General features: G+C 70.2%; 22 protein-coding genes. 21 read left to right on the top strand and 1 reads right to left on the bottom strand.

Annotated elements, in window-relative coordinates:
- Positions 1–139: 139 nt before the first annotated feature.
- The 18 genes from proS (at position 140) to NLX86_RS00580 (ending at position 14,432) form a co-directional block, all read left to right on the top strand.
- Entirely contained in the window at positions 140–1,552 is a 1,413-nt protein-coding gene (gene proS, locus NLX86_RS00665) for a proline--tRNA ligase (protein ID WP_254369544.1), read from the top strand.
- Between the two features lie 182 nt (positions 1,553–1,734).
- Complete coding sequence (locus NLX86_RS00660; protein WP_254369543.1) at positions 1,735–2,334, top strand: hypothetical protein; 600 nt, start codon at positions 1,735–1,737, stop codon at positions 2,332–2,334.
- Between the two features lie 175 nt (positions 2,335–2,509).
- Complete coding sequence (gene rpsP, locus NLX86_RS00655) at positions 2,510–2,968, top strand: 30S ribosomal protein S16 (protein ID WP_254369542.1); 459 nt, start codon at positions 2,510–2,512, stop codon at positions 2,966–2,968.
- Positions 2,969–2,970: 2 nt separating this feature from the next.
- Positions 2,971–3,210 carry an RNA-binding protein gene (locus tag NLX86_RS00650; RefSeq protein WP_254369541.1) on the top strand — a complete coding sequence of 80 codons (240 nt, stop codon included), beginning with the start codon at positions 2,971–2,973 and terminating at the stop codon, positions 3,208–3,210.
- A 79-nt stretch (positions 3,211–3,289) separates the two neighbouring features.
- Positions 3,290–3,832: a ribosome maturation factor RimM gene (gene rimM, locus NLX86_RS00645; RefSeq protein ID WP_254369540.1), complete on the top strand. Its 543-nt coding sequence runs from the start codon at positions 3,290–3,292 to the stop codon at positions 3,830–3,832.
- Positions 3,832–4,653, top strand: a complete 822-nt coding sequence (gene trmD, locus NLX86_RS00640; RefSeq protein WP_254369539.1) for a tRNA (guanosine(37)-N1)-methyltransferase TrmD — start codon at positions 3,832–3,834, stop codon at positions 4,651–4,653. Before rimM ends, trmD begins: the two co-directional genes overlap by 1 nt.
- Positions 4,654–4,787: 134 nt before the next feature.
- Positions 4,788–5,138 (top strand): 50S ribosomal protein L19, encoded by a 351-nt coding sequence (gene rplS / locus NLX86_RS00635; protein ID WP_254369538.1) that lies wholly within the window; start codon positions 4,788–4,790, stop codon positions 5,136–5,138.
- Between the two features lie 46 nt (positions 5,139–5,184).
- On the top strand, positions 5,185–5,865 hold the full coding sequence (gene lepB / locus NLX86_RS00630) for a signal peptidase I (RefSeq protein WP_254369537.1): 681 nt from the start codon (positions 5,185–5,187) through the stop codon (positions 5,863–5,865).
- On the top strand, positions 5,858–6,955 hold the full coding sequence (gene lepB / locus NLX86_RS00625; protein ID WP_254369536.1) for a signal peptidase I: 1,098 nt from the start codon (positions 5,858–5,860) through the stop codon (positions 6,953–6,955). The genes lepB (NLX86_RS00630) and lepB (NLX86_RS00625) overlap by 8 nt, the downstream gene beginning before the upstream one ends.
- Positions 6,903–7,727, top strand: coding sequence for a signal peptidase I (gene lepB, locus NLX86_RS00620; RefSeq protein ID WP_254369535.1), 825 nt, complete (start codon positions 6,903–6,905; stop codon positions 7,725–7,727). The genes lepB (NLX86_RS00625) and lepB (NLX86_RS00620) overlap by 53 nt, the downstream gene beginning before the upstream one ends.
- A gap of 48 nt (positions 7,728–7,775) precedes the next feature.
- The gene (gene lepB, locus NLX86_RS00615; RefSeq protein WP_254369534.1) at positions 7,776–8,528 is read left to right on the top strand and encodes a signal peptidase I; all 753 of its coding nucleotides are present in this window, start codon (positions 7,776–7,778) and stop codon (positions 8,526–8,528) included.
- Entirely contained in the window at positions 8,518–9,039 is a 522-nt protein-coding gene (locus NLX86_RS00610) for an NUDIX hydrolase (protein ID WP_254369533.1), read from the top strand. The genes lepB (NLX86_RS00615) and NLX86_RS00610 overlap by 11 nt, the downstream gene beginning before the upstream one ends.
- A gap of 55 nt (positions 9,040–9,094) precedes the next feature.
- Complete coding sequence (locus tag NLX86_RS00605; RefSeq protein WP_003993268.1) at positions 9,095–9,403, top strand: DUF2469 domain-containing protein; 309 nt, start codon at positions 9,095–9,097, stop codon at positions 9,401–9,403.
- A gap of 84 nt (positions 9,404–9,487) precedes the next feature.
- Positions 9,488–9,874, top strand: coding sequence for a YraN family protein (locus tag NLX86_RS00600; RefSeq protein ID WP_254369532.1), 387 nt, complete (start codon positions 9,488–9,490; stop codon positions 9,872–9,874).
- A complete protein-coding gene (locus NLX86_RS00595; RefSeq protein ID WP_254369531.1) occupies positions 9,874–11,502 on the top strand; it encodes a YifB family Mg chelatase-like AAA ATPase in 1,629 nt (542 codons plus the stop codon). The genes NLX86_RS00600 and NLX86_RS00595 overlap by 1 nt, the downstream gene beginning before the upstream one ends.
- Entirely contained in the window at positions 11,499–12,722 is a 1,224-nt protein-coding gene (dprA, locus tag NLX86_RS00590; RefSeq protein ID WP_254369530.1) for a DNA-processing protein DprA, read from the top strand. The genes NLX86_RS00595 and dprA overlap by 4 nt, the downstream gene beginning before the upstream one ends.
- Before the next feature lie 241 nt (positions 12,723–12,963).
- Entirely contained in the window at positions 12,964–13,800 is an 837-nt protein-coding gene (gene whiG, locus NLX86_RS00585) for an RNA polymerase sigma factor WhiG (protein WP_254369529.1), read from the top strand.
- 74 nt (positions 13,801–13,874) lie between these two features.
- Positions 13,875–14,432, top strand: coding sequence for a TetR/AcrR family transcriptional regulator (locus NLX86_RS00580; protein ID WP_254369771.1), 558 nt, complete (start codon positions 13,875–13,877; stop codon positions 14,430–14,432).
- A 457-nt stretch (positions 14,433–14,889) separates the two neighbouring features.
- Here NLX86_RS00580 and NLX86_RS00575 read toward each other — a convergent pair whose 3' ends face one another.
- On the bottom strand, positions 14,890–15,384 hold the full coding sequence (locus NLX86_RS00575; protein WP_308409529.1) for a M23 family metallopeptidase: 495 nt from the start codon (positions 15,382–15,384) through the stop codon (positions 14,890–14,892).
- Positions 15,385–15,679: 295 nt separating this feature from the next.
- Here NLX86_RS00575 and rpsB point away from each other — a divergent pair, with 295 nt between their 5' ends.
- The 3 genes from rpsB to pyrH all read left to right on the top strand — a co-directional run bounded on the left by rpsB (position 15,680) and on the right by pyrH (position 18,549).
- Complete coding sequence (rpsB, locus tag NLX86_RS00570; RefSeq protein WP_254369527.1) at positions 15,680–16,648, top strand: 30S ribosomal protein S2; 969 nt, start codon at positions 15,680–15,682, stop codon at positions 16,646–16,648.
- 132 nt (positions 16,649–16,780) lie between these two features.
- Positions 16,781–17,617: a translation elongation factor Ts gene (gene tsf / locus NLX86_RS00565; RefSeq protein WP_254369526.1), complete on the top strand. Its 837-nt coding sequence runs from the start codon at positions 16,781–16,783 to the stop codon at positions 17,615–17,617.
- Between the two features lie 155 nt (positions 17,618–17,772).
- On the top strand, positions 17,773–18,549 hold the full coding sequence (pyrH, locus tag NLX86_RS00560) for a UMP kinase (RefSeq protein WP_254369525.1): 777 nt from the start codon (positions 17,773–17,775) through the stop codon (positions 18,547–18,549).
- Positions 18,550–18,590: the final 41 nt, after the last annotated feature.

Here is an 18,590-nt window from a genome sequence, read left to right as displayed (position 1 = left end):
GTGCCCTGAGAATGGACAGCCCCCCGTTGCATGTGCGCTCGTACGTCCCCCTGTTGCCAGAGAACTCCGCATTCGCGCCCGCGTCCAGTGGGGCGGACCGATTCACGCTGGCGGCCGCCGGAGCCGTACCATTCGCGCCATGGCAAAGGCTCCCGTTCTCACGCCCCAGGCGGACGACTTCCCCCGCTGGTACCAGGACCTGATCAACAAGGCCGAGCTGGCCGACAACGGGCCCGTACGCGGCACGATGGTCATCCGCCCGTACGGCTACGGGCTGTGGGAGCGGATGCAGCAGGAGATGGACGCCCGCATCAAGGACGCCGGCGCCCAGAATGCGTACTTCCCGCTGTTCATCCCGCAGTCGTACCTGACCAGGGAAGCCGAGCACGTGGAGGGCTTCGCGCCCGAGCTGGCCGTTGTCACGCACGGCGGCGGCAAGGAGCTGGAGGAGCCCGTCGTCGTCCGGCCCACCTCCGAGACGATCATCAACGAGTACTTCTCGAAGTGGGTCCAGAGCTACCGGGACCTGCCCCTGCTCATCAACCAGTGGGCGAACGTGGTCCGTTGGGAAATGCGCCCGCGCGTCTTCCTCCGTACGACCGAATTCCTCTGGCAGGAGGGCCACACCGCGCACGCGACCTACGAGGACGCCCGCGACTACGCCGCGCACATCCACCGCGACGTCTACGCGGACTTCATGGTGAACGTCCTCGGTATCGACGTGGTCCTGGGCCGCAAGACCGCCAGGGAGCGTTTCGCCGGCGCCATCAACACCCTCACCCTCGAAGGCATGATGGGCGACGGCAAGGCACTGCAGATGGGTACGAGCCATGAGCTCGGCACCAACTTCTCCAAGGCCTTCAACACCACGTACCTGTCCAAGGACGGCCAGCAGGAGCTGGCCTGGCAGACCTCCTGGGGCACCTCGACCCGCATGGTCGGCGGCCTGATCATGTCGCACGGCGACGACAACGGGCTGCGTGTCCCGCCGCGCCTCGCGTCCGTCCAGGTCGTCGTCATGGCCATCAAGGGCGACGAGGCGGTCGCCAAGGTCCGCGAGATCGGCGACCGGCTGAAGGCCGCGGGGCTTCGCGTACAGGTCGACGACCGCACCGACACCCCCTTCGGCCGCCGCGCGGTGGACTGGGAGCTCAAGGGTGTCCCGGTACGGATCGAGGTCGGCCCCCGCGACCTGGAGGCGGGCACCGCGATGCTGGCCAGGCGCATCCCGGGGGGCAAGACTCCCGTACAGATCGAGGCGCTGGCCGACCTGCTGCCCAAGGTGCTCGAGGAGGACCAGGCGCAGCTGCTCCGCGAGTCGCGCGAGCGCCGCGAGTCCCGTACCAGCGACGTACGCACCATCGAGGAGGCCGCGGAGGCCGCGGTAGCCGGCGGCTGGGCGCGCATCCCGTGGGCCGACCTCGGCCCGGAGGGCGAGGCCAAGCTCGCCGAGCAGGCCGTGTCCGTACGGTGTCTGGTCGCCGAGGACGGGTCGGTGCCGGAGGCGGACGACGCCCCGGGTACTGTCGCCATCGTGGCCCGCGCCTACTGAGTCTGCTCATCGCCTCGTAGACGCGCCGGTACGTACCGGCTTGTTGCGAGCTGTACGACTCCTCCGCAGATCTGCGCACCCGCCCTCGTCCCGACGCATGAGCGGCAACTGACGGGTACGTGCAAATTATTTGGGATGGCCCGGAATCGGAACACCCGGGCCCCCCGGCTCGTTGTCACGACGTGAGCACGACACCACCTGTTCTCGCCGCAGAGCTGGCAGGGGCGTGGGCCGACATTCAGCGGTACCACCCCGAGCTGCCGGATCTTGCCGCGCCCGAGTCCCTGATCGGAGAGTCCTCGTCCGCCTGCGGCGCCGAGCTCTCCTTCGAACGACTGCTGCACGAGGCAGTCCATGGCATCGCCGCCGCCCGGGGTGTCCGCGACACCTCGCGCGCCGGCCGCTACCACAACCGCAGATTCCTCGCGATCGCCGAGGAGATGGGGCTCGACCACTCCGAGGAGCCGCACCCGAGCAGCGGCTTCTCGCTGGTCACGCTCAATCCCGAGGCGAAGAAGCGCTACCGGCCCACCATGGAGCGGCTGCAGCGGGCCCTCAAGGCGCACACCGTGGCGACGGCCGCCGACACCAAACGCAGCTTCCGCGGACCGGCCGCCCGGCACGGCTCGTCCGGAGGTGGCGTCCGGGTGAAGGCGGTCTGCGACTGCGGACGCAATGTGCGGGTCGTCCCGTCCGTGCTCGCCCAGGCGCCGATCGTCTGCGGCGGCTGCGGCAAGCCGTTCCGTATCCCGGAAGCCGTCGCCGTGGGGGCGGCGGGGTAGGGAGGCGGCGGTAAGGACGCGCCGCAGGTGTGTGGCACAATGGCTAGCTGTACTCGACAGCCGCACAGGAACCCTCTCGCCTCCGGCTGACGCGTCCATCGGGCACCCGAGTACCGCAACCCCACGTGGCATCTTGTTGTGCCCAACCACGTCAAGACCAGGAGACACCACTTCCGTGGCAGTCAAGATCAAGCTGAAGCGTCTGGGCAAGATCCGTTCGCCTCACTACCGCATCGTCGTCGCCGACTCCCGTACCCGCCGTGACGGCCGGGCCATCGAGGAGATCGGCCTGTACCACCCGGTGCAGAACCCGTCGCGCATCGAGGTCGACTCGGAGCGCGCGCAGTACTGGCTGAGCGTCGGCGCGCAGCCGACCGAGCCGGTTCTCGCGATCCTCAAGCTCACCGGTGACTGGCAGAAGCACAAGGGCCTGCCGGCCCCGGCGCCGCTGCTCGTCGCCGAGCCCAAGGCCGACAAGCGTGCCGCGTTCGACGCCTTCGCCAAGGGCCTCGAGGGCGACGAGCCGAAGGGTGAGGCCATCACCCCGAAGGCGAAGAAGGCCGACAAGAAGGCGGACGAGGCTGCTGACGCGACGGCGCCGTCGGCGTCCGCCGCTGAGCCGACCGAGGCCTGAGCATGCTCGAGGAGGCTCTCGAGCACCTCGTGAAGGGCATCGTCGACAACCCGGACGATGTGCAGGTCGCCTCGCGCAACCTGCGCCGCGGGCGTGTGCTCGAGGTCCGGGTCCATCCCGATGACCTCGGCAAGGTGATCGGCCGCAATGGCCGCACCGCACGCGCTCTGCGCACCGTCGTGGGCGCCATCGGCGGCCGTGGCATCCGCGTCGACCTCGTCGACGTGGACCAGGCCCGCTGAACAAGTTGAACACCGGCTCGGGCCGGGGAGGGCCTACGGGTCCGCCCCGGCCCGTAGTCGTACGACAGGAGACCAAAGAGTGCAGCTGGTAGTCGCGCGGATCGGCCGTGCCCACGGAATCAAGGGCGAGGTCACCGTCGAGGTGCGTACGGACGAGCCGGAGCTGCGGCTCGGGCCCGGCGCCGTGCTGGCCACCGAACCCGCCTCCGTGGGACCGCTGACCATCGAGACCGGCCGGGTGCACAGCGGCCGGCTGCTGCTGCGCTTCGAAGGCGTCAAAGACCGTACGGGAGCCGAGGCCCTCCGTAACACGCTGCTGATCGCCGAGGTCGACCCGGAGCAGATGCCGGAGGACCCGGAGGAGTTCTACGACCACCAGCTGATGGACCTGGACGTGGTGCTCGCGGACGGCACCGAGGTCGGCCGCATCACCGAGATCTCGCATCTGCCGTCCCAGGACCTTTTCATCGTGGAGCGGCCCGACGGCAGCGAGGTGATGATCCCCTTCGTGGAGGAGATCGTGACCGAGATCGACCTGGAGACCCAGCGGGCGGTCATCGACCCGCCGCCCGGCCTCATCGACGACCGTGCCGTGATCGATTCGAGCCAGGACGAAGACTGATGCGTCTCGACGTCGTCACGATCTTCCCCGAGTACCTGGACCCCCTGAACGTCTCGCTCGTCGGCAAGGCGCGCGCCCGCGGCCGGCTCGACGTACACGTACACGACCTGCGGGAATGGACGTACGACCGGCACAACACGGTCGACGACACCCCCTACGGCGGCGGCCCCGGCATGGTCATGAAGACCGAGCCCTGGGGTGAGGCGCTCGACGACGCGCTCGCGTCCGGTTTCGAGGCGGGGGCGCACAGCCCGGTCCTGGTGGTGCCCACGCCCAGTGGCCGCCCGTTCACCCAGGAGCTCGCGGTCGAACTGTCCGAGCGGCCCTGGCTGGTCTTCACCCCCGCCCGGTACGAGGGCATCGACCGGCGCGTCATCGACGAGTACGCGACCCGGATGCCGGTGTACGAGGTGTCCATCGGGGACTATGTGCTGGCCGGCGGAGAAGCCGCCGTCCTGGTGATCACCGAGGCCGTCGCGCGGCTGCTGCCGGGCGTCCTCGGCAACGCCGAATCGCACCGGGACGACTCCTTCGCGCCCGGCGAGATGGCGAACCTGCTGGAGGGCCCGGTCTACACGAAGCCGCCGGAGTGGCGCGGACGCACCATCCCCGACGTCCTGCTCAGCGGCCACCACGGGAAGATCGCCCGCTGGCGGCGGGACGAGGCGTTCCGCCGTACGACCATCAACAGGCCGGATCTGATCGAGCGTTGCGAGGCGTCCGCCTTCGACAAGAAGGACCGGGAAATGCTCAGCATCCTCGGCTGGCGACCGACCCCCGACGGCCGATTTTGGCGCAGGCCGGAGGCCGTGGAAGAATAGGCCGCTGCTGTACGTCCGGCGTGCGCCCCTGCCACAGGGGGAAAGACGCCCGCCCGGCGGAGCGGCACCCGAATCGCCTCACGAACTCCCGCCCGATGACCTGTGGCATCGTGCGAAGAAAGCAGACGAAGAACATGTCTCACCTGCTCGACGGCGTCAACGCCGCCTCGCTGCGCAGCGACCTCCCGGCCTTCCGCGCCGGTGACACCGTCAACGTCCACGTCCGCGTGATCGAGGGCAACCGCTCCCGTATCCAGCAGTTCAAGGGCGTCGTCATCCGTCGCCAGGGCTCTGGCATCAGCGAGACCTTCACGGTCCGCAAGGTCTCCTTCAGCGTCGGCGTCGAGCGCACCTTCCCGGTGCACAGCCCGATCTTCGAGAAGATCGAGCTCGTCACCCGCGGTGACGTCCGCCGCGCCAAGCTCTACTACCTCCGTGACCTGCGCGGCAAGGCCGCGAAGATCAAGGAGAAGCGCGACAACTGAGCTTGCGCCCGGGTCCACGGGGCGGGCCGGATAAGCTCAGCCCCCGATGGAGACCGAAGCTGAACTCACAGAGCGCGACCACTCTTGCGACCCCGACGGGGAGGCAGAGGGGTCGCGCTCTGCGCGTCTGTCATGGCGCAAGGCGGCCCTGGCCGGGATCGTGGGCGCGGTCCTGCTGCTGCTGATCAGCAACTCTGTCGTACAGCCGTTCCTGATCCCGAGCCGTTCGATGGAGCCCGCTCTTCAGATCGGGGACCGGGTACTCGTCAACAAGCTGGCGTACCGTTTCGGTGCCGAGCCGCAGCGCGGGGATGTCGTCGTATTCGACGGCACCGGATCCTTCGTACAGGAGGAGGGCGCCGACGCCGACTTCGTCAAGCGCGTCGTCGGCGTGGGTGGCGACCGGGTGGTCTGCTGCGACAAGCAGGGGAGGGTCCACGTGAACGGAGTGGCGGTCGACGAGGCGTACCTGTTCCCGGGCGATGCCCCGTCACAGGTGCCGTTCGACATCGTGGTGCCGCTGGAGACCCTGTGGCTCATGGGCGACCACCGGTCGCAGTCGCGCGACTCGCGGGACCACCTCGGGGAGCCGGGCGGCGGCATGGTTCCGGTCGAGAAGGTGATCGGAAGGGCCGACTGGATCGGCTGGCCGTTCACCCGGTGGGCGTCACTGGACAGACCCGGCGCCTTCAGCGGCGTACGGCCACTCGGCGGAGCCCATGGGTAACCGCGGACGGCCACGCGCGTACCACCGGTCGGACACCCGGCTGCCGACGGGCAGCCGGCCGACGACGGGACCGGTCCTGCCCGGGCGGGCGGACCGGCGCAAGCTCGCACGCAGGGTCAAGCGGCGGCGGCGCAGGTCGGCCGTGAAAGAGATCCCGATCCTCATAACCGTGGCTCTGCTGATTGCCCTGGTCCTCAAGACCTTCCTGGTGCAGGCGTTCGTGATCCCCTCGGGCTCGATGGAGCAGACGATCCGGATCGGCGACCGGGTGCTGGTGGACAAGCTGACGCCGTGGTTCGGCTCGAAGCCGCAGCGCGGGGACGTTGTCGTGTTCAAGGACCCGGGCCGCTGGCTGGAGCAGGAGCAGACGAAGAAGAAGGACGACCCGGTGGTCGTCAAGCAGATCAAGCAGGGGCTCACCTTCATCGGACTGCTGCCGTCGGAGGATGAGCAGGACCTGATCAAGCGGGTCGTCGCGGTCGGCGGGGACACCGTGAAGTGCTGCGACAAGGACGGCCGGGTCACCGTCAACGGCGTGCCGCTCACTGAGCCGTATGTGAACACCGGAAATGCTCCCTCGGAAATCAAGTTCGATGTGCAGGTGCCGGCGGGGCGCCTCTTCGTCATGGGGGACCACCGCGCCAATTCCGCCGACTCCCGCTTCCACCTCGACGAAGCGTTTCAGGGCACGGTCTCGGAGCAGGGCGTCGTCGGGAGGGCCGTCGTGATCGCCTGGCCGGTCGGCCATTGGAGGCAGTTGGAGGAGCGTCAGACGTACGCTTCCGTGCCCGACGGGCGCAGCGGCGTGACCGCGGCGCCCGGTCTGTCGAATAGTGTGTCCACTCAGGATCTGAACGCAATGATCCGGCTCCCGAGCCCTGCGGAACTCCCGCTCGTTATGGGAGTGGTGGGCCTGCACCGTCTCCGGTGCGGGCAGTGGCACGGAGTGAGGAGTGGATGTGGGGGATTTGGCGGTCGGCGCACGATCCGGACACGACGAACCCGAGGAGCGGCCCGATCAGCCAGCCGAGTCACCCGTGAGCGCGACGGACGGCACGGAGGGCGATCCGGGCGGGACCGGCGGGAGTGACGGCGCCGCGAAGAAGCAACGCTCCTTCTGGAAGGAGCTGCCTCTCCTCATCGGTATCGCCCTGCTGCTGGCGCTGGTGATCAAGACCTTCCTGGTGCAGGCCTTCTCGATCCCCTCCGACTCGATGCAGAACACGCTGCAGCAGGGTGACCGGGTGCTGGTCGACAAGCTCACGCCGTGGTTCGGCGCAGAGCCGGAGCGGGGCGAGGTCGTGGTGTTCCACGACCCGGGCGGCTGGCTGGACGGTGAACCGACCCCCGATCCGAACGCGGTGCAGAAGTTCCTGAGCTTTATCGGTCTGATGCCGTCCGCCGAGGAGAAGGACCTGATCAAGCGGACCATCGCGGTCGGCGGCGACACCGTCGAGTGCAAGAAGGGCGGTCCGGTCAAGGTCAACGGGAAGGCGCTCAACGAGCCGTACATCTTCCCGGGCGACACCCCGTGCGACGACAGCCCCTTCGGACCGGTCAACGTGCCCGAGGACAAGATCTGGGTGATGGGTGACCACCGGCAGAACTCGCTGGACTCCCGGTACCACACGCAGGACGCGAACGAGGGCTTCGTACCCGTCGACAAGGTCGTCGGACGGGCCGTCGTGGTGGCCTGGCCGATCAACCGCTGGGCGACGCTGCCGGTCCCGGACACCTTCGACCAGCCGGGGCTCAGCGCCGCGGTGTCGATGGCGCCGGTGGGCGCGCTGAGCGTGGCCGGAGCGGTGCCGTTGGTGATGTGGCGCAGGCGGAGGCTGACCAGCGGGCGTACCGCCGGGTAGGGTGCCGACTCAGATCAGCGATTGTCGACCCGGATGTGGGGCGCTGGGATGAGCGGAACAGGACGTACGGGCGACGGCCACGGTCGTCTCGGCAGTGTGCTGTCGGGGCTGGCCGTGGCCGTCGGCTGTGTGTTCTTCCTGGGTGGGTTCGTCTGGGGAGCCATCGTGTACCAGCCGTACACCGTGCCCTCCGATTCCATGACGCCGACCGTGAACGCCGGAGACCGGGTGCTCGCGGAGCGGATAGACGGCAGTGAGGTGAAGCGCGGCGACGTCGTGGTCTTCACCGACTCGGTGTGGAGTGACATGCCGATGGTCAAGCGGGTCGTCGCGATCGGCGGCGACACCGTCGCCTGCTGCGGCAAGGACGGCAAGCTGACCCTCAACGGCAAGGCTCTTGACGAACCGTATCTGCGGGACCAGGTCCGAGCGTCGACGACCGCGTTCGAGGCCACGGTCCCGGAGGGCCGGCTGTTCCTGCTGGGCGACGAGCGCAGCGGCTCGCTGGACTCGCGGGTGCACGTGGAGGAGGCGGGGCAGGGCTCCGTACCCCGCAGTGCGGTGAGCGCCCGGGTGGATGCCACGGCGTGGCCGCTCGGCGGGACGATCGAGCGGCCGCAGGCCTTCGCGGAGCTGCCGGGCGGGATCTCGCAGCCCGGGCCGGTGCGGCTGGTGATGGCCTCGATCGTGGCCGGCGCGGTGCTGATCCTCGGCGGGGCCGCGTACGGGCCGCTGGCGAAGCGGGCGGGGCGGGCAGGCCGGGCGGGACGCGGGCGGCGGGAGCGGGCCGGTGCCCGCTGAGCAGCCCGGCGAGCCTGCCCGTGAGCTCCGGAAGGTGGCACGGGTCGTCCTGCTGGACCCGGAGGACCGCATTCTGCTGCTGCACGGGTACGAGCCCGGCGACCTGTCGGACACCTGGTGGTTCACCCCGGGCGGCGGGCTGGAGGCAGGCGAGAGCCGGGAGCAGGCCGCGCTGCGCGAGCTCGCGGAGGAGACGGGCATCACGGAGGTCGAGCTCGGGCCGGTGGTCTGGCGCCGGATCTGCTCGTTTCCCTTCGACGGGCGGCGCTGGGACCAGGACGAGTGGTACTTCCTCGCACGGACCTCGCAGACGCTGACCGCCACGGGCTTCGCATGCGGGCACACGGAGCTGGAGCTGCGCAGCCTCAGGGGCCTCAGATGGTGGACCTCCGCTGAACTGTCCGCCGCCCATGAGACGGTGTACCCGACCAGACTCGCCGAGCTGCTGCGCACGCTGCTCGACGAGGGTCCTCCGGGTGAGCCGGTGGTCCTGGCCCCCGAAATCGTCTAGGGGCGTACGGGGCTGGCGCACAATAGGGGGACGCACGGGTGAAGGGGAACATGCCATGAGCGCCGAGGACCTCGAGAAGTACGAGACCGAGATGGAGCTGAAGCTCTACCGGGAGTACCGCGATGTCGTCGGGCTGTTCAAATACGTGATTGAGACCGAGCGGCGCTTCTACCTGACGAATGACTACGAGATGCAGGTGCACTCGGTCCAGGGTGAGGTGTTTTTCGAGGTCTCGATGGCCGACGCGTGGGTCTGGGACATGTACCGGCCGGCCAGGTTCGTCAAGCAGGTGCGGGTGCTCACGTTCAAGGACGTGAATATCGAGGAGCTCAACAAGAGCGACCTCGAACTTCCGAGTGGCTGAGTTGTCCACAACGGCCGAGTTGTCCACCAAGATCCACTAGTGGGCGGCGGTTGGGTCAGAGTCGGTGCCGGAGGTGGTGCCGACATGAGCGCCCAGCGAGCACAACGAGCCCAGCGAGCCCGACGAGCACTCGGACAGTACGGCGAGGACCTGGCGGCGCGGCGGCTGGCAGAGGCCGGGATGACCGTGATCCAGCGCAACTGGCGCTGCCGGGCCGGAGAGATCGACATCGTGGCCCGGGACGGTGACGCGGTCGTCGTCTGCGAGGTCAAGACCCGCAGAGCCGGCCCGTTCGAACACCCGATGGCGGCCGTCACACCGGTGAAGGCGGCCCGGCTGCGACGGCTGGCCGAGCGCTGGCTGCAGGACCACGGGGGCCCGCCGCCGGGCGGGGTGCGCATCGACCTCGTCGGGGTGCTGCTGCCGCGGCGCGGAGCGCCGGTGGTCGAGCACGCTCGGGGGGTGGCCTGATGGGGTTCGCCCGTGCGTGCGCGGTGGCGCTGGTGGGCGTCGAGGGTGTGGTGGTGGAGGTCCAGGCCGATCTGGAGCCGGGTGTCGCCGCTTTCACGCTGGTGGGGCTGCCGGACAAGAGCCTGGTCGAGAGCCGGGACCGGGTCAGGGCGGCCGTGGTGAACTCGGGCGCCGAGTGGCCGCAGAAGAAGCTCACCGTGGGGCTGAGCCCGGCCTCCGTGCCCAAGAGCGGCTCCGGTTTTGATCTTGCTGTGGCGTGTGCCGTCCTCGGGGCGGCGGAGAAGATCGATCCGAAGGAGATCGCCGATCTGGTCATGATCGGCGAGCTGGGCCTCGACGGCCGGGTCCGCCCGGTGCGCGGCATCCTGCCCGCTGTGCTCGCCGCCGCAGACGCCGGGTATCGCCACGTGGTCGTGCCGGAGAAGACGGCGGCGGAGGCATCCTTGGTGCCGGGCGTCTCGGTGCTGGGCGTCCGCAGCCTGCGGCAGCTCATCGCCGTACTCACCGGCTCCACGGTTCCGGACGAGACGGTCGCCGCGGAGGAGGGCCGGCCGGACGCCATGCTCGCCGGGCTCATTGTGCCCGGGGCCGGAATCGGTACGGGACTGGCCGGGCCGCCCGGCGAGGGCGACGGGCACCGGCCGGACCTCGCCGACGTCGCCGGCCAGCGGGCAGCCCGCCACGCGCTGGAAGTGGCCGCGGCCGGCGGGCACCACCTGTTCCTGTCCGGTCCGCCGGGGGCCGGCAAGACGATGCTCGCCGAGCGGATGCCGGCCATCCTGCCGCCCCTCACCAAACAGGAGTCCCTGGAGGTGACGGCCGTCCACTCGGTGGCGGGCATCCTGCCGCCCGGTGAGCCCCTGGTCAGCACCCCGCCGTACTGCGCCCCGCACCACTCCGCCACCATGCAGTCGCTCGTAGGCGGGGGGAACGGGCTGCCCAGGCCAGGAGCCGTTTCGCTGGCACACCGGGGGATTCTCTTCCTCGACGAGGCACCGGAATTCAGCGGCCGGGCCCTGGACGCGCTGCGCCAGCCGCTCGAGTCGGGTCATGTCGTCGTGGCCCGCAGCGCCGGAGTCGTGCGGCTGCCCGCCCGCTTTCTCATGGTGCTGGCGGCGAATCCGTGTCCATGCGGCCGCCACACGCTGCACGGCTCGGGATGCGAGTGCCCGGCTTCCGTCATTCGCCGCTACCAGGCGCGGCTGTCCGGTCCGCTGCTCGACCGGGTGGATCTGCGCGTCGCAGTGGAGCCCGTCAACCGCTCGGACCTGATGGGCCGGGGCGGGCGCGGGGAGTCCACCGCCGAGGTCGCGGCCCGGGTACGGGAGGCGAGAGAGCGGGCCGCCGCGCGGCTGGCGGACACCGCGTGGACCACGAACAGCGAAGTGCCGGGCCACGAGCTGCGCACCCGCTGGCAGACCGCTCCCGGAGCCCTGATGGCGGCTGAGCGGGACCTCGAGCGCGGGCTGCTCACCGCGCGCGGCCTCGACCGGGTGCTGCGGGTCGCGTGGACCGTGGCGGACCTCGCCGGGAAGGCGCGGCCCGACGCGTACGACGTCGCCGCGGCACTGGAACTGCGCACCGGAATCGCACGCGGGGTGCCGATGCCGGCGGGAGGAGGCGTATGACTCCGGAAGCGGCCGCCGGTGCTGACCTGGCCGAGGGTGGTGGCGGCTTTGGAGTGGGCGGTGGCGTGGCTGATGCGGAGCGACTCGCGCGGGCCGCGCTCACCCGGGTGCTGGAGCCCGGGGACGAGCAGGGCGGGCGCTGGCTGCGGGAGTTCGGCGCCGTGGAGCTCATGCGCCGGCTCACCTCCCCGGCGGAAGAGGAAGCAGCGCCGGCCGGAGTGGGGGAGCAGCGGCTCAGCGGATACCGGATACGGGCGGCGGCGGCCGTCCCCGAGCGGGATCTGGACGCCGTGGCGGCCGGCGGCGGCCGATTCATCTGTCCGGGCGACCTGGAATGGCCGAGGCAGCTCGACGACCTGGGCGACGCCCGGCCGGTCGGGCTGTGGCTGCGGGGGCGGCCCAGCCTGCGGACCTGGGCGCTGCGTTCCGTGGCTGTCGTGGGGGCGAGAGCCTGCACGCCGTACGGCGCGCACATGGCCGCAGCGCTCGGCACCGGGCTCGCCGAGCGGGGCTGGGTGGTGGTTTCGGGGGCGGCGTTCGGGGTCGACGGCGCGGCGCACCGGGGGGTGCTGGCGGCGGACGGGGCCACGGTCGCCGTACTGGCCTGCGGCGTGGACGTCGGCTACCCGCGCGGGCACGCCGAGTTGATCGGACGGATCGCGGAACAGGGCCTGGTCATCGGCGAGTTACCGCCCGGAGCCCACCCCACGCCCAGCCGGTTCATTCTCCGCAACCGTGTGATCGCCGCGCTGACCAGGGGCACGGTCGTCGTCGAAGCCGAGTACCGCAGCGGTTCGCTCGTCACCGCGCGCAGCGCGCAGAAGCTGGGCCGCTTCACCATGGGCGTGCCCGGCCCCGCCACCAGCGGACTCTCCGCCGGAGTGCATGAACTCCTGCGCGGTGAGGGCGTTCTGGTCACCGATGCCGCCGAGGTGATCGAACTGGTCGGTGACATGGGCGAGCTCGCCCCGGCCCGCAGGGGGCCCGTGCTGGCCCGTGACCTGCTGGATCCCGTCGCCGCTCGGGTACTCGAAGCGCTGCCGGGCCGGCGGCCCGCCGGAGTGCGGGAGGCGGCGCTGGGCGCCGGTACGAGCACCGACGAGACCATCGGCAGACTGTACGAACTTCACTCGCTGGGGTTCGTCGAACGACACGGCGACAGGTGGCAGTTGACGCCCACTGCCACACACGCCCCGATCGAGCGGCGAGGCGGTTCTTGACCTGGGGCGATCCGGTGAAAGGGTGATCCCGATGAGATGTCCGGTCATTTCGGTGCCACCCTCCGGGCCTGCGCACTTGGCCTCGGCCGCGCTGCGCGGGTGCGGGCCGCGCGCGGCATCAGGGCTGTACGATCCCATACCCTTCGCGCACTGCGACTTTCCAGTCACGCTACGCTCACGAGGATTCGGCCCCAGGCACACGTCCCCACTCGGATCACAGCAGAACGGCTCAAGGCAACGCATGCCCCAGCACACCTCCGGGTCTGACCGCGCCGCAGTGCCCCCCGCTGCCCGCGGCAGCGTGCGGCCCCCCGCACCCTCGTCGCTCGACGAGTTGTGGCGGTCGTACAAGACCACGGGCGACGAGCGGCTGCGGGAGCAGCTGATCCTGCACTACTCGCCGTTGGTGAAATACGTCGCGGGCCGCGTGAGTGTCGGGCTGCCGGCCAACGTCGAGCAGGCGGACTTCGTCTCCTCCGGCGTCTTCGGACTCATCGACGCCATCGAGAAGTTCGACATCGAGCGGTCCATCAAGTTCGAGACGTACGCGATCACCCGGATCCGGGGCGCGATGATCGACGAACTCCGGGCCCTGGACTGGATCCCGCGCTCGGTCCGGCAGAAGGCGCGGGCGGTCGAGCGGGCGTACGCCACGCTGGAGGCACAGCTGCGGCGCACGCCCAGCGAGACCGAAGTCGCCGTGGAGATGGGCATCCCGGTCGAGGAACTGCACGCGGTTTTCAGCCAGTTGTCGCTGGCGAACGTCGTCGCCCTGGAAGAGCTGCTGCACGTCGGCGGTGAAGGCGGCGACCGGCTCAGCCTCATGGACACGCTCGAGGACACCGCGGCCGACGATCCGGTCGAGATCGCGGAGGACCGCGAGTTGCGGCGCCTGCTCGCACGGGCCATCAACACGTTGCCCGAGCGGGAGAAGACCGTGGTCACGCTCTACTACTACGAGGGCCTCACACTCGCCGAGATCGGCAATGTGCTCGGCGTCACGGAGAGCCGGGTCAGCCAGATCCACACCAAGTCGGTGCTGCAACTTCGGGCGAAGCTGGCCGACGTCGGACGCTGAATCGTCCCTGCCACGTCGTCCTGAGGGCGGTGCTTCCGTAAAGTGGACCCGTGCCCAGGATCCGAGCGGCCTCCGTGGCCGAGCACAGGACGATGCAGCGCGGCGCCCTGCTGGACGCCGCGCGTTCCCTGCTCTCCGAAGGCGGAACGGACGCGCTGACGTTCCCCGCCCTCGCCGAGCGCACCGGGCTGGCCCGGTCCTCCGTCTACGAGTACTTCCGCTCGCGTGCGGCCGTCGTCGAGGAGCTGTGCGCGGTCGACTTTCCCGTCTGGGCGGCCGAGGTCGAGGCCGCGATGGAGGCGGCGGAGTCGCCCGAGGGCAAGATCGAGGCGTATGTGCGGCAGCAGTTGGCGCTCGTCGGTGACCGCCGGCACCGGGCGGTCGTCGCCATCTCGGCGAGCGAGCTCGACGCCGGCGCGCGGGAGAAGATCCGTGCCGCGCACGGCGGGCTGGTCGCGATGATCGGCGAGGCGCTGCGTGCTCTCGGCCACGAGCAGCCACGGCTCGCGGCGATGCTGCTCCAGGGGGTCGTGGACGCCGCGGTCCGCAGGATCGAGCTGGGCGCGGCGGAGGAACCGGCACAGATCACGGACGCGGCGGTGTCGATGGCGCTCCGAGGCGTCCGCGGCTGACCCCGCCGGGGCCCGGTGGCAAGCCCCCCAGGCAGGGACCCGCTTCGCGGCGCCGGCTCTGCGGCTTCGGGGCGCCCGTTGCAGGGCGCGTTCTGCCCTCCGGCCAGCTGCCCGCTTCGCGGCGCCGGCCCCCGGAACAAGGGCAGGCAAGCCCATGGGCCCCGCGTCGGCGCTCGCCCCAGCCTGGGACGGCTCCCTGCGGGCCCGGCGTCCGTTTCGTGGTGGCGCGCGCTCGGCGGTCTCCCATCCCCCGCCCGCCCCTTCCCGAAATTAGGCCCTGTCCGGCCGATCATGCCGGGCTCGCGTGCCCGCAGTGACATCAGCCGCGCCGCGGCGGGCCGCGCGCCGGGCGGCTGCTTCGCCGCGCCTCCGGCCGGCCGGCCTCCGGCCCCCGGCCTCTGGCCCCCGGACCCGGACCCCCGGCGCCCGCCTCTGGCCCGGTCCCGGCCGCCATCGGTCATGGGTGGGGCGGGGGTTGTGGGATCCCGAATACCGGGAGCAGGCGGGACCGGCCTTGGTGGAGGAGGGACAGGGGGTTGAGGTACTCATCGGCGCGGCGTAGGCCCCAGTGGAGGCAGGTCGGCGGGCAGTGGGACGGGCCGGGTGCCAGGACGGCCACCACCTGGCCCGCCGCGACGTCCTCGCCCTCGGCGACCAGGGGGCGCACCGGTTCGTACGTCGTGCGCAGCGGCGGGTCGCCCGTACCGGTCAGGGCGATGGACAGCACGCCGCGGCCCGCCACGACGCCGGAGAAGGAGACGCGGCCCGCCGCCACGGCCCGTACCTCCGTGCCCGGAGCGGCCGCCAGGTCAACCCCGCGATGGCCCGCCGCGTACGGTGACGGGGGTGGGTTCCAGTCGCGCACGACCACCCCCGGCACCGGTGGCACCCGCGGCACAGGTGGGGCCGCCGGCGCGGCCGCCGGCGGGAGGCCGAGCAGTAACAGCGTCACGATCGACAGGATGCGCATGCGTCCAGACTGGGCGGTGCCGCCGATCCCGGTGGATCTTGGTCCGTATCTGTGGGCAACTCACTGGTTGTGGACAGCCTCGTCACCCGGCACCGTCCGGGTCCCGTACACTTCTTGTGGCGATCCGGGTCACCGGGTCGACTTCGCACGCCCCGCCACCTGGCCCTCATCGGTCGGTGGCCGCGCTCCTCGGTCCCTTGCGGCACGGCGCGTCGGGGCGTCAGGCGCGACCGTCGTCCGGCGGACGCGATAACCGAGCACCTCAAGGAGTACGGCCATGGCCGTCGTCACGATGCGGGAGCTGCTGGAAAGCGGCGTCCACTTCGGTCACCAGACCCGCCGTTGGAACCCGAAGATGAAGCGCTTCATCTTCACCGAGCGCAACGGCATCTACATCATCGACCTGCTCCAGTCGCTGTCGTACATCGACCGCGCCTACGAGTTCGTCAAGGAGACCGTCGCGCACGGCGGCTCCATCATGTTCGTCGGCACCAAGAAGCAGGCCCAGGAGGCCATCGCCGAGCAGGCGACCCGCGTTGGTATGCCGTACGTCAACCAGCGCTGGCTGGGCGGCATGCTCACCAACTTCTCCACCGTCTACAAGCGCCTTCAGCGTCTGAAGGAGCTTGAGGCGATCGACTTCGAGGACGTCGCGGCCTCGGGTCTGACCAAGAAGGAGCTTCTCGTGCTCTCGCGCGAGAAGGCCAAGCTCGAGAAGACCCTCGGCGGTATCCGCGAGATGTCCAAGGTGCCCAGCGCCGTCTGGATCGTGGACACCAAGAAGGAGCACATCGCCGTCGGTGAGGCGCGCAAGCTCAAGATTCCGGTTGTCGCGATCCTCGACACCAACTGTGACCCCGACGAGGTCGACTACAAGATCCCGGGCAACGACGACGCGATCCGCTCCGTCACCCTGCTCACCCGCGTGATCGCCGACGCCGTCGCCGAGGGCCTCATCGCCCGCTCCGGCGTCGCCACCGGCGACTCCAAGCCGGGTGAGAAGGCCGCCGGCGAGCCGCTCGCCGAGTGGGAGCGCGACCTGCTCGAGGGCGACAAGAAGGCTGACGACAAGGCCGACGAGAAGGCTGCCGAGGCCCCGGCCGAGGCTGCCACCGAGGCCCCCGCCACCGAGGCCCCGGCCGAGGCTGCCACCGAGGCCCCCGCCACCGAGGCCCCCGCCACCGAGGCCCCCGCCACCGAGGCCCCCGCCACCGAGGCTCCGGCTGCGGACACCGAGCAGGCCTGACCCGCCGCGAGCGTCCGGGGAGTGCTCCCCGGACGACCTCAGCACGGCTGACGACGGCGGGGGACGGTGCCACGAGCGCCGCCCCCGCCGTCCACCCGTAGATCTACGACTTCTGAGAGAGATTCACAGATCATGGCGAACTACACCGCCGCTGACGTCAAGAAGCTCCGTGAGCTCACCGGCGCCGGCATGATGGACTGCAAGAAGGCCCTCGACGAGGCCGACGGCAACGTCGACAAGGCCGTCGAGGCCCTGCGCATCAAGGGTCAGAAGGGTGTCGCCAAGCGCGAGGGCCGTTCTGCCGAGAACGGCGCGGTCGTCTCCCTCATCTCCGAGGACAAGACCTCCGGCGTCCTGCTCGAGCTGAAGTGCGAGACGGACTTCGTCGCCAAGGGCGAGAAGTTCCAGGCCGTGGCCAACTCGCTCGCCGCCCACGTCGCCGCCACCTCCCCGGCCGACCTTGAGACGCTGCTCTCCTCCGAGATCGAGGCCGGCAAGACCGTCCAGGCGTACGTCGACGAGGCCAACGCCAACCTCGGCGAGAAGATCGTCCTGGACCGCTTCGCGCAGTTCGACGGTGGCTTCGTCGCGGCGTACATGCACCGCACCATGCCCGACCTGCCCCCGCAGATCGGTGTTCTCGTCGAGCTCGACAAGGAGAACGCCGAGGTCGCGAAGGACGTCGCGCAGCACATCGCCGCCTTCACCCCGAAGTACCTCTCCCGTGAAGAGGTTCCCGCCGAGGTCGTCGAGGCCGAGCGCCGCGTCGCCGAGGCCACCTCGCGCGAGGAGGGCAAGCCCGAGGCCGCCCTGCCGAAGATCATCGAAGGCCGGGTCAACGGTTTCTTCAAGGACGCCGTCCTGCTGGAGCAGGCGTTCGCCAAGGACAACAAGAAGTCGGTCCAGAAGATCCTGGACGAGGCCGGTGTCTCCCTGAAGCGCTTCACGCGCATCAAGGTCGGCATCTGAGTCCGTACGCGATCGACCACGGACCCCGATAGGGTCTGAAGCAGTCGCCGCGTACGCGCAGGACGACCGCAGATCTGACGAGGAGGCCATTGCCGCACAGGGACGCAAGGACCCACCGGCAATGGCCTTCTTCGTATGTGCACGAGGAGATCTCCATGAATCAGGGCGCGGACCCCCACAAGGCTTCCGACTACAAGAGCGACCACACGAAGGCCCGTCGCTTCATGCTGAAGCTGTCGGGTGAGGCCTTCTCCGGCGGCGGAGGTCTCGGCGTCGACCCCGATGTCGTCCACGCCATGGCCCGGGAGATCGCGGCAGTGGTCCGGGACGGCGCGGAGATCGCGATCGTCATCGGCGGCGGTAACTTCTTCCGCGGCGCCGAGCTGCAGCAGCGCGGCATGGACCGGGCCCGCTCCGACTACATGGGCATGCTCGGTACGGTCATGAACTGCCTCGCCCTCCAGGACTTCCTGGAGAAGGAGGGCATCGACTCCCGCGTCCAGACCGCCATCACCATGGGCCAGGTCGCGGAGCCGTACATCCCGCTGCGCGCCGTACGGCACCTGGAGAAGGGCCGCGTCGTCATCTTCGGCGCCGGTATGGGCATGCCGTACTTCTCCACCGACACCACCGCCGCCCAGCGCGCCCTGGAGATCGACGCCGAGGCGCTCCTCATGGGGAAGAACGGCGTGGACGGGGTCTACGACTCCGACCCCAAGACCAACCCCGACGCGGTGAAGTTCGACGCGCTGGAGTACGGCGAGGTGCTCGCCCGCGACCTCAAGGTCGCCGACGCCACCGCCATCACCCTCTGCCGCGACAACAAGCTGCCGATCCTCGTGTTCGAGCTGCTGGCCGAGGGCAATATCGCGCGCGCCGTCAAGGGTGAGAAGATCGGCACTCTCGTGAGCGACCAGGGCACCCGGGCCTGAACCCGGGACCGTCCCAACCCACACAAGACATGCAGGAGCTA

This window comes from Streptomyces sp. A3M-1-3 (genome assembly GCF_024213665.1).
In the GTDB taxonomy this organism is placed as follows: Bacteria; Actinomycetota; Actinomycetes; order Streptomycetales; family Streptomycetaceae; genus Streptomyces.
The sequence above is the reverse complement of the archived record's forward strand: the minus strand, read 5'-3'. Positions and strand labels throughout refer to the sequence as shown.

Coding starts and splice junctions, on each gene's coding strand:
- proS (WP_254369544.1), top strand. CDS start 140: ATGGCAAAGGCTCCCGTTCTCACGCCCCAGGCGGACGACTTCCCCCGC.
- NLX86_RS00650 (WP_254369541.1), top strand. CDS start 2,971: ATGCTCGAGGAGGCTCTCGAGCACCTCGTGAAGGGCATCGTCGACAAC.
- trmD (WP_254369539.1), top strand. CDS start 3,832: ATGCGTCTCGACGTCGTCACGATCTTCCCCGAGTACCTGGACCCCCTG.
- rplS (WP_254369538.1), top strand. CDS start 4,788: ATGTCTCACCTGCTCGACGGCGTCAACGCCGCCTCGCTGCGCAGCGAC.
- lepB (WP_254369537.1), top strand. CDS start 5,185: ATGGAGACCGAAGCTGAACTCACAGAGCGCGACCACTCTTGCGACCCC.
- lepB (WP_254369536.1), top strand. CDS start 5,858: ATGGGTAACCGCGGACGGCCACGCGCGTACCACCGGTCGGACACCCGG.
- lepB (WP_254369534.1), top strand. CDS start 7,776: ATGAGCGGAACAGGACGTACGGGCGACGGCCACGGTCGTCTCGGCAGT.
- NLX86_RS00605 (WP_003993268.1), top strand. CDS start 9,095: ATGAGCGCCGAGGACCTCGAGAAGTACGAGACCGAGATGGAGCTGAAG.
- NLX86_RS00600 (WP_254369532.1), top strand. CDS start 9,488: ATGAGCGCCCAGCGAGCACAACGAGCCCAGCGAGCCCGACGAGCACTC.
- NLX86_RS00595 (WP_254369531.1), top strand. CDS start 9,874: ATGGGGTTCGCCCGTGCGTGCGCGGTGGCGCTGGTGGGCGTCGAGGGT.
- dprA (WP_254369530.1), top strand. CDS start 11,499: ATGACTCCGGAAGCGGCCGCCGGTGCTGACCTGGCCGAGGGTGGTGGC.
- whiG (WP_254369529.1), top strand. CDS start 12,964: ATGCCCCAGCACACCTCCGGGTCTGACCGCGCCGCAGTGCCCCCCGCT.
- rpsB (WP_254369527.1), top strand. CDS start 15,680: ATGGCCGTCGTCACGATGCGGGAGCTGCTGGAAAGCGGCGTCCACTTC.
- tsf (WP_254369526.1), top strand. CDS start 16,781: ATGGCGAACTACACCGCCGCTGACGTCAAGAAGCTCCGTGAGCTCACC.
- pyrH (WP_254369525.1), top strand. CDS start 17,773: ATGAATCAGGGCGCGGACCCCCACAAGGCTTCCGACTACAAGAGCGAC.